Source organism: Streptomyces sp. NPDC059564, from assembly GCF_042735575.1.
GTDB lineage: Bacteria > Actinomycetota > Actinomycetes > Streptomycetales > Streptomycetaceae > Streptomyces.
Map to the genome: position 1 here is coordinate 1 of NZ_JBHWBP010000346.1, position 8134 is coordinate 8134.

Here is an 8134-nt window from a genome sequence, read left to right on the forward strand (position 1 = left end):
GCTTCTCCAGGGCGGGGAGCGGCCACAGCGGGGAGCGGGAGATCCGCCCGCGCAGCGCCCGCCGGGTGAGTACCGCGGCTCCCGCGAGCGCGGTGACGGCCAGGGCCCGCCTCACGGCCGCACCCCGCCGCCCGCGCCGGGGGAGGTGGCCAGGTAGGCCACGGCCTGGGCCGTCGAGCCCTCCTGCGAGGGGTGGTACGTACGGGAGAGGTAGGTCGGGATCGACTTCAGCATGGCGCCCGCCGAGGGCAGCACCCCTTGCTGCCCGGACCGGAAGAACTGGCCGAGGGAGGCCTTGGCGGCGGGCAGCGAGGGGTCGTTCTCCAGGAAGAAGCGGGCGCCGCGCTGCCAGAGGAAGACCAGGGCGGCGAAGGCGGTGGCCCAGGTCCGGGCCCGGCGCCGGTAGGTGCCGTCGACGTGCATGAAGAGGTCGAAGGCCACCGAGCGGTGCTCCACCTCCTCCGCGCCGTGCCAGCGCAGCAGGTCCAGCATCATCGGGTCCGCGCCCCGGCGGTCCAGCTCTTCGGCGTTGAGGACCCAGTCGCCGAGGAAGGCCGTGTAGTGCTCGATCGCCGCGATGGTCGCGACCCGCTCCATCAGCCACCACGTGCGGGCCTTGCCCGGCGGCAGGGTCCGGTCGCCGAGCAGCTTCTCGAACAGCCAGTCCACCTGCGCGGTGTACGGGGTCGGGTCCAGGCCGAGGCGCCGCAGGTGGGGGAGTACGTCGTCGTGCGCGGCGGCGTGCATCGCCTCCTGCCCGATGAAGCCGATGACGTCCGCCCGCAGCCGCTCGTCCGTGATGTACGGGAGGACCTGCTTGTAGACGTGCACGAACCAGCGCTCACCGGCGGGCAGGAGCAGGTGCAGCACGTTGATGGTGTGCCCGGCGAAGGGGTCGCCGGGCAGCCAGTGGAGCGGGGTGTCCTCCCAGGAGAAGGACACGTTCCGCGCGTGGAGGTCTATGTGTTCCGTCGCCACGGGGGCGGGCGCGAGCGGCGTATTAGACATGGCGTCAATGTACTGATGGGTACGGGAGAGGAAAACCCCTCTGCACCGCCAATGTGGACGCGCTGCCACGCGCTGCCATTCGCCGCCGCGACGGGAACGTTCCTTCGGGCGGCCGCGTTCACAGGTGACCCGCCGTCCGCGCCGCGAACGGCCGCCCGCACCACGAACAGAGGAACGGCTTGACCGACACCCCGGCCCCCGCCCCCGCTTCACCCCTCCCGTCGCCCGCCGCCCAGGCGGAACACCTGATCCGGCTCGGTGTGCACGAGCTCGCGGGGATTCCCGCCGACGAGCTGCGCGCCTTCGCCGAGCAGGCAGGCGGCGCGCACGGCGACGCCCTGATCGCCGTCCACCCGGACCGCGTTCCCGCCTCCGCCCTCGCACCGCTGCTCCGCCGTGACGGCAAGCCCGGCTTCGTCGTCGTCGACATGCCGGACGTCGACCGCTTCGCCCCCGACGGCATCGCGCTTCCCGACGCTCCCCTCTACCTCGTCACCGGCGTCGACCGCGGCGACCGCATGGCCGACTGGAGCCCGGAGGAGGCGCTGCCCGCCCTCACGGGCGAGGGCCGTACGCCCCTGCTGCTCACCGAAGGCATCCACTGGATCCTCCAGCAGCCGGCGGTCCTGGAGCGCAACCGCTGCTTCATGACCATCGGCTCCCGGCTGCGGAAGGCGAACGGCGTCCCGGACGCCCGCACTCCGGCGATCTGGATCAGCAACGGCACGGGGCGGGACGGCCGCGAGCGGCGGGACGCCCCCAAGGTCGGCTGGTGCTGGTGGGGCAACCGCCACACCTGGCTGGGCTTCGCCTCCGCCACGGGCCGCGCCCACTGAGCCCGTCCGGCCGGGGCGCGCGGACCGCCCCGGCCGCACGGCCGGGCCGGCAGCCGGACTGACCGGCGAGGACCGGGTCCGGCGGGTCCGGGGCCGGCGAGGGCCGGGGCCGGGGTTAGCGCAGCACTCCGGCCTTCGTCCCGTCCGTCAGCTTCCCGGAGAGGTCCACCTGCGCACCCTCGGGAGCCTTCACCGCCAGCCGGTTGCCCGTGGCGGCCCCGCTCGCCCCGCCGGACACCGACAGCGAGGCGAACTGCGCGCTGCCCGCGGCCAGTACGTACCACTGCCCCGCGCGGGACTTCCACAGCACCCCGGCCAGCACCCGCGGCTCCCGGGGCCCGCACGCCGGGGAGCCCTCCGCCTTGGCCGCCTGGGCCGCGAGCGGCGCGCCCGGCGCCAGGAACTGCGCCTGCACCCGGTCGGCCGTGCCCTGCCAGGTCTCCGCCCGGGTGCACAGCCAGGTGGCCGTCCCGTCGCCCTCGGGCAGCGGCTGCTTCGCGTACGTCCAGGCGTTGACCGTCCGGACCCCGTGCGAGCGGACCGAGGGCAGCAGGCACGCGATCCGCGCCCATTCGCCCAGCTCCGCCGCCTCCGTCACGTCGCGCACGGCGCCCGGGGCGCCCGAGGTCAGCCGGGCCGGGGTCAGCTCGCCCAGGTCCGTGACCAGCCGGGTCGTACCGTCGCCGGTCAGCGACAGGGCGTTCCAGCTCGTACAGTTCCCGCCCGGAGCCGGGCCCAGCAGGGGCGGGGTGACCCCGTCCGGGGCGAGCTTCAGCGCCGCCGGGGACTCGGCGGGCTTGAGCAGGTCGCGCAGGGCGGCGCCGGTGACCCAGGGGGCCGTCAGATAGCGGACGTTGCCGTCGACCCGGCTCAGCACCAGGCCCGTCGCCGTGTCCGCCGAGGCCCCGTCGGTCCGGGCGAAGTCCAGCGCCGCGCCCGCGGTGCCCGCACGCGGTTCGGCGTACCGGACCACGCGCAGCCCGTCGTGGAGCAGGACCACCACGGCCTGGTCGACGGTGCCCGCGAACAGCAGCTGCGGCGGGCCCATCGGCGGCCCGGACGGGGTGCCGGGGGTGGCCGAGACCACCACCGCCTTGCCGGGGCGGGCCCACACGGCCAGCGCCCGGCGCAGCAGCTCCGTGTCGTCGGCGCGGTCGCCGCGCGCGGGCCAGGCGGAGTAGTCCGTACGGGAGGACGTACGCCAGACCGCGGGCTCGGCCCGCACCAGCCGCCCCGGGTCCAGGGCCTGTTCCGCCGCCGCGTTCCGCGCGTACAGCGGGGCCGCGGGCCCGTCCGAGCCCCATCCGCCGCCGGGCAGCGCCAGCAGCGCCCCGCACACCGCGAGGGCGGCCGCCGCGGCCAGCGAGGCCCGCGCGAACCGCCGCCGGCGCAGCAGGTCGGTGGGCCGGGCCTGGAGCACGCACGGGTCGAACTCGGGGGAGGAGAACAGGGCGTCGTGCGCCGGATCCCCGGATTCCGCGACCGCCGCCGCGGGATCCGCCACCCCGGCCTCGGCGAGCACCCGGAGCACCTCCGGCTCCGTGAGCCCCTCCAGCGCCCGCAGCACGCAGGCCGCCCGGCCCGGGCCGTTGAGCGTGGCCAGCCACTGGTCCAGGGCCAGCTCCTCGGCCCCGCCCGCACGCGGGAACAGCCGCAGCCCCCACACCCGGGGAAGCGGCGCGGGCAGCTGACCGCGCAGCGGGAGCGTCCGGAACGTCAGCGGGATCCCCGCCTCCAGGGCGGCGCGCAGCACGCGCAGCCGTACGTACGCGTACCCGGACTCGGGCCCGCCCAGCCCGCCGCGCTGCGCCGGAACCCCGCCCGGCACGTCACCGGGGAGGGTGCCCCGCCGGCCGCGCGGCAGCGCCCGCTGGGTCAGCGAATGGGCGGTGAGCACCCGCCGGTTGCGGCCGAGGGCGGGCGGCAGCACCAGATAGGCGAGCCGCACCAGCCGCGGGTAGTGCTCGACGATGGCGGCCTCGGCCTGCTCGACGTCGGGGGCGAGGGGGCGGGTGGCGGTATCCGGCGCAGTCACGTTCAGCAGAACGAGCGAATCGTCGGATGGTCACCCGCCCCCAGCGCACACGTTCGGACGAACCGGGGTCCCTCCGGGATGACGGCCGGACCGGCCGGAGGGCCGGCCGGCCACGCGGATCAGGCGATCAGCTTGGCGCGCAGTGCCTCGACCGTCTCGTCCGGAACGCCCAGGCCCTCCCCTACGTACTTCTCCATGGACCCGTAGCGCACGCGCACCTCGTCCAGGGCGGCCTCCAGGTAGGAGGGGAATACCCCGATCAGCGCCAGCGCGATGTCCGGGTCCCCGCCCGCCATCGTGAAGCCCTCGATCATCGGGGCGAAGGCCTCCTTCACCGCCGGGTTCACCGACAGGTACTCGGCCATCAGGGTCGCCTCGTCCGCGCCGAGCAGCGCGAGGATGACCGTCGCGCCCCAGCCCGTACGGTCCTTGCCGGCCGTGCAGTGGAACAGCAGCGGGCCCGACTGCGGGTCGGCGGCCTCGGTGAGCAGCGTCCGGTACGCGGCGTGCGCCGAGCCGGTGCCGACGAAGGACCGGTACACCGACCCGAACAGGGCCTGGGCCTTGCCGCCGCCCAGGTGCTCCTCGGCGACCACCGGGTCGGCGAGGAGGTCCTTGAGCTGGGCGGCGGCGGGCATCCGGCCCTCGCTCATCCGGTCGGCCAGCACGTCCCGCACCAGCAGCCGCGCCCCCGCCGGTATCCGGTCGGGGTGGTCGGCGCGCTCGGGCCCGCTGCGGAAGTCGATGACCGTACGCAGCCCCAGTGCGGCCACCGCCGGGTCGGCGTCGAGGTCGAGCCGGTCGAGGGCGCCCGAGCGCAGCACGAGGCCGGGGCGGACGGTGCGGCCACCGGCGAGCGGGGTGCCACCGAGGTCGCGCAGGTTGGCGACGGTGGTGGAGGACGTGGCGGTCATCGTGGCGGCTCCAGCGGTTGTGCGGGGGTTACTGACTCGTGTCATTTGCGCTGCTCGGAAGATTCACCGCATTCACGGCAATCGCCGTATACAGGCCAAGGTCACGTAAGAGCGATTTTCCGATGATTCGATCGGGAAAGACAATCGACGGCGAGCGAGGCCCCGATGCCGAGGCCCAGCGCCACCAGGTGCCCCACGTCGGTGAAGGTCCGCTCCCGCCGCAGTACGGGCCGTGCCGCGAGCGCCAGCAGCCCCGCCCGGGCCGTGGTGCGTACCGCTCCGCGGGGCAGGGCCGAGGTCAGGGTGCCGAGCACCGCGTTGAGTCCGTAGCTCGTGCCGACGTCCAGGGCGCGCCGGGTCTCGGGGTCGGCCGTCCGGCGCAGTGCCCCGTGGACGAGGAGGGTCGCCGTGGTGTGCCCGAACAGGAAGACGGCGGCCGTCCACCAGGCCCCGTACGCGTACTCCGCGTAGCCCAGTACCGCCACCAGGAGGAGCGCGTAGGGCAGCGGCATGGGCTCCTCGACCACGAACGCGCTGGTCAGCAGGGTCTCCCAGCGGCCGGAGTCGAGATTGTCGACGTTGGTGGAGCAGGCGCGCAGCACCCGCTCCCGCTCCGCCGGATCCAGCCGCTCCAGGGCGTGGGAGCCGAGCTGGACGCCGCCGGTGTAGAGGGCGCCCAGCGGCAATGACCATGACCATGGCAGTGGGTTCACCCGTCCATGATCGGATACGGCCCCGTTGTGCCCGGCACCGGGCCCCGTGGGAGCATGACCGGGACATGTCTTCCTCCAGGCAGCGCGCCCCGATGCGCGCCACGCGGGCCGCGATGTTCGCGGCGGTGTGCGTGGCCTTGGGTGCGGTGGGGCATTCGTCCATGTCCGGGATGGACATCCCGTTCGGGTGGCTTCTGGGCGCTTTTGCGGTGATCGCCGCGCTGGCCTGGCCGGCTACGGGACGCCGCTGCGGTCCGGCCGGCATCAGCGCGGCCCTCCTCGGCGTCCAGGCGGCCCTGCACCTCGCGTTCTCCGCCAGTGGCGCGCACGCGGCGATGCCGATGGCGGCGCGGCTGCCGACGGCGCTCCCGGAACCGATGCCCGGCCACCACCACGTGCCCGGCCCGGCCCCGCACGGGCCGGCGGGCGGGGCCGGCCTGCCGGGCGCGATGGCGCAGGGGGCCGGGACGGGCGACGTCATGACGGGCGCGATGCCCGGGTCGATGGGCCACGCGATGACCGGTTCGATGCCGGACACGTTGCCCGGCGCGATGAGCGGTTCCATGGCCGACGCGACGGCCGGGTCGATGAGCGGCTCGATGGCCGACATGACGGCCGGGTCGATGAGCGGCTCGATGGCCGACATGACGGCCGGGTCGATGAGCGGCTCGATGGCCGGCATGGCGGGGCACGGCGGGGCCGGGATGGGCGACATGGCCGGTCACGGCGCTGCCGGTCTGGCCGATCTCGTGGCGATGGCCGGGCACGGCGGGGTCGGGATGATCGCCGCTCACGTGCTCGCCGGGCTGTTCTGCGCCCTGTGGCTGGCTCGGGGCGAGGCCGCCGTCTTCCGGCTGGCCGGAGCCCTCGGCGCCACCGCGCTGCTCGCCGCCCGGCCGCTCGCCCGCGCGCTCGCGCTGGTCCGGACCCGGGTGGCCCTCGTACCGGCGCCGCCCGCGCACTGCCCTCCGTACGAACGGCCGCGCCGGCTCCGCGGGGCCGTGCACGCCCACACCGCCGTCCGCCGGGGGCCGCCGGGCGGGGGAACACCCGCACCACGGCCCCCGGTCTTCCTGCCCGCGCCTGACCGGCGCACCCTCCTTCGAGGCGGGCGAGACCCGGGGCCCCCCACCCCTGTCTTCGCCAACCCCTTAGGACCCACATGTCCCTCGACGAGCTCCAAGACGTCCCCGCACGGGAACCCGAGGCACCGGCCCCGCCGCCGGCCGCGCGCGCCGGCGGCTGGGCCGCCCTGCGCCCGCTGCTCCTGCGCATGCACTTCTACGCGGGCCTCCTCATAGCCCCGCTGCTGTTCCTCGCCGCCACCACCGGCCTGCTGTACGCCGGCTCGTGGCAGGCCGAGAGGATCCTCTACTGCGACCAGCTGACGGTTCCCCACGTCGGCGAGGCCTCCGTACCGCTCGCCACCCAGGTGAAGGCCGCCCGGAGCGCCGTACCCGAAGGCAAGGTGACCGGCGTCTGGCCCGCGCCGGAGGCCGACGCCACCACCCGGGTGATCATGCAGCGCCCGGGGCTGGAGGAGGGCGAGACCCTCACCGTGTTCGTCGACCCGTACACCGCCGACGTCCGGGGGGAGCTCACCACCGCCGGTGACGCGCTGCCGCTGCGCGCCTGGCTGAGCGAGTTCCACTCCAGCCTCCAGCTGGGCGAGTTCGGCCGGAACTACAGCGAACTCGCGGCCAGCTGGCTCTGGGTGGTCGCGCTGGGCGGCGTCGCCCTGTGGTTCGGCCGCCGCCGCTCCCGCCGGGCGGACCTGGTCCGTCCCGACCGCAAGGCCACCGGCCGTCGCCGCGTCCTGTCCTGGCACGGCACCGTCGGACTGTGGGCGGCCGTCGGCCTCGTGGCCCTCTCCGCCACCGGTCTGACCTGGTCGCGCTACGCCGGCGAGAACATCGGGCAGCTCCAGGACCGGCTCGGCGGTGCCACCCCGTCGGTGGCCGCCGCCCTCACCGGGGGCGCCGCCGCGGGCTCCGACGAGCACGCCGGGCACGTCATGACGGAGGGCATGGAGATGCCCCCGCCGCCGCCCACCGCCGACATCGGCATCGACGGGGCCGTGGCCGCCGCCCGGGCCGCCGGGGTCACCGAGAGCCTGCGCGTGACCCTGCCCGCCAACGGCAAGGGCTACGTGGTCAAGGAGAACGACAAGACGCTGCCGGTGCACCTGGACTCGGTCGCCGTGGACCCCGCCGACGGCCGGGTCATGGACGAACTGCGCTTCGCCGACTATCCGTTGCTCGCGCAGCTGACCCGCTTCGGCATCGACCTCCACATGGGCCTGACCTTCGGGATCGCCAACCAGCTCGCGCTGGCCGCGCTCGCCCTCGCGGTGATGTTCCTCGTGGTGTGGGGCTACAAGATGTGGTGGATGCGCCGGCCCACCAAGGACCGCCGGCTCTCCGTCGGCCGCGCGCAGCCGCGCGGTGCCTGGCGGAAGCTGCCGGTGACCGTCCTGCTGCCGTTCGCCTGCGTGACGGCGGTCGTGGGCTGGTTCGTTCCGCTGCTCGGGATCAGCCTGCTGGTCTTCCTCGCGGTCGACGTGGCCCTCGGCTTCGTGGCGGGCCGCCGTAACCGCCGCACCGCGGCCGCGGCGCCGCAGGGCTGACG

General features: G+C 75.2%; 7 protein-coding genes. 3 read left to right on the forward strand and 4 right to left on the reverse strand.

Features of this window, described 5'->3' with window-relative positions; all coding sequences use genetic code 11:
* Positions 1–111: 111 nt before the first annotated feature.
* Positions 112–1008, reverse strand: a complete 897-nt coding sequence (locus ACFV0Q_RS34475) for a metal-dependent hydrolase (RefSeq protein WP_385010897.1) — start codon at positions 1006–1008, stop codon at positions 112–114.
* Positions 1009–1187: 179 nt separating this feature from the next.
* Between ACFV0Q_RS34475 and ACFV0Q_RS34480 the strand changes: the two genes are divergently transcribed.
* Positions 1188–1844, forward strand: a complete 657-nt coding sequence (locus ACFV0Q_RS34480) for a DUF5701 family protein (protein WP_385010898.1) — start codon at positions 1188–1190, stop codon at positions 1842–1844.
* Positions 1845–1959: 115 nt separating this feature from the next.
* Here the strand turns inward: ACFV0Q_RS34480 and ACFV0Q_RS34485 are convergent, their stop codons facing one another.
* From ACFV0Q_RS34485 to ACFV0Q_RS34495, 3 genes are all read right to left on the reverse strand, one after another.
* On the reverse strand, positions 1960–3879 hold the full coding sequence (locus ACFV0Q_RS34485; protein ID WP_385010900.1) for a hypothetical protein: 1920 nt from the start codon (positions 3877–3879) through the stop codon (positions 1960–1962).
* A gap of 119 nt (positions 3880–3998) precedes the next feature.
* Positions 3999–4793 carry a tyrosine-protein phosphatase gene (locus ACFV0Q_RS34490; RefSeq protein ID WP_385010902.1) on the reverse strand — a complete coding sequence of 265 codons (795 nt, stop codon included), beginning with the start codon at positions 4791–4793 and terminating at the stop codon, positions 3999–4001.
* A gap of 101 nt (positions 4794–4894) precedes the next feature.
* Positions 4895–5506: a rhomboid-like protein gene (locus ACFV0Q_RS34495; RefSeq protein WP_385010903.1), complete on the reverse strand. Its 612-nt coding sequence runs from the start codon at positions 5504–5506 to the stop codon at positions 4895–4897.
* 65 nt (positions 5507–5571) lie between these two features.
* On the opposite strand from ACFV0Q_RS34495, the gene ACFV0Q_RS34500 reads away from it, so the two are divergent.
* Together ACFV0Q_RS34500 and ACFV0Q_RS34505 are read left to right on the forward strand one after the other, a co-directional pair.
* Positions 5572–6807, forward strand: coding sequence for a hypothetical protein (locus ACFV0Q_RS34500; RefSeq protein WP_385010905.1), 1236 nt, complete (start codon positions 5572–5574; stop codon positions 6805–6807).
* Positions 6780–8132: a PepSY-associated TM helix domain-containing protein gene (locus ACFV0Q_RS34505; RefSeq protein ID WP_385010907.1), complete on the forward strand. Its 1353-nt coding sequence runs from the start codon at positions 6780–6782 to the stop codon at positions 8130–8132. The genes ACFV0Q_RS34500 and ACFV0Q_RS34505 overlap by 28 nt, the downstream gene beginning before the upstream one ends.
* Positions 8133–8134 lie beyond the last annotated feature (2 nt).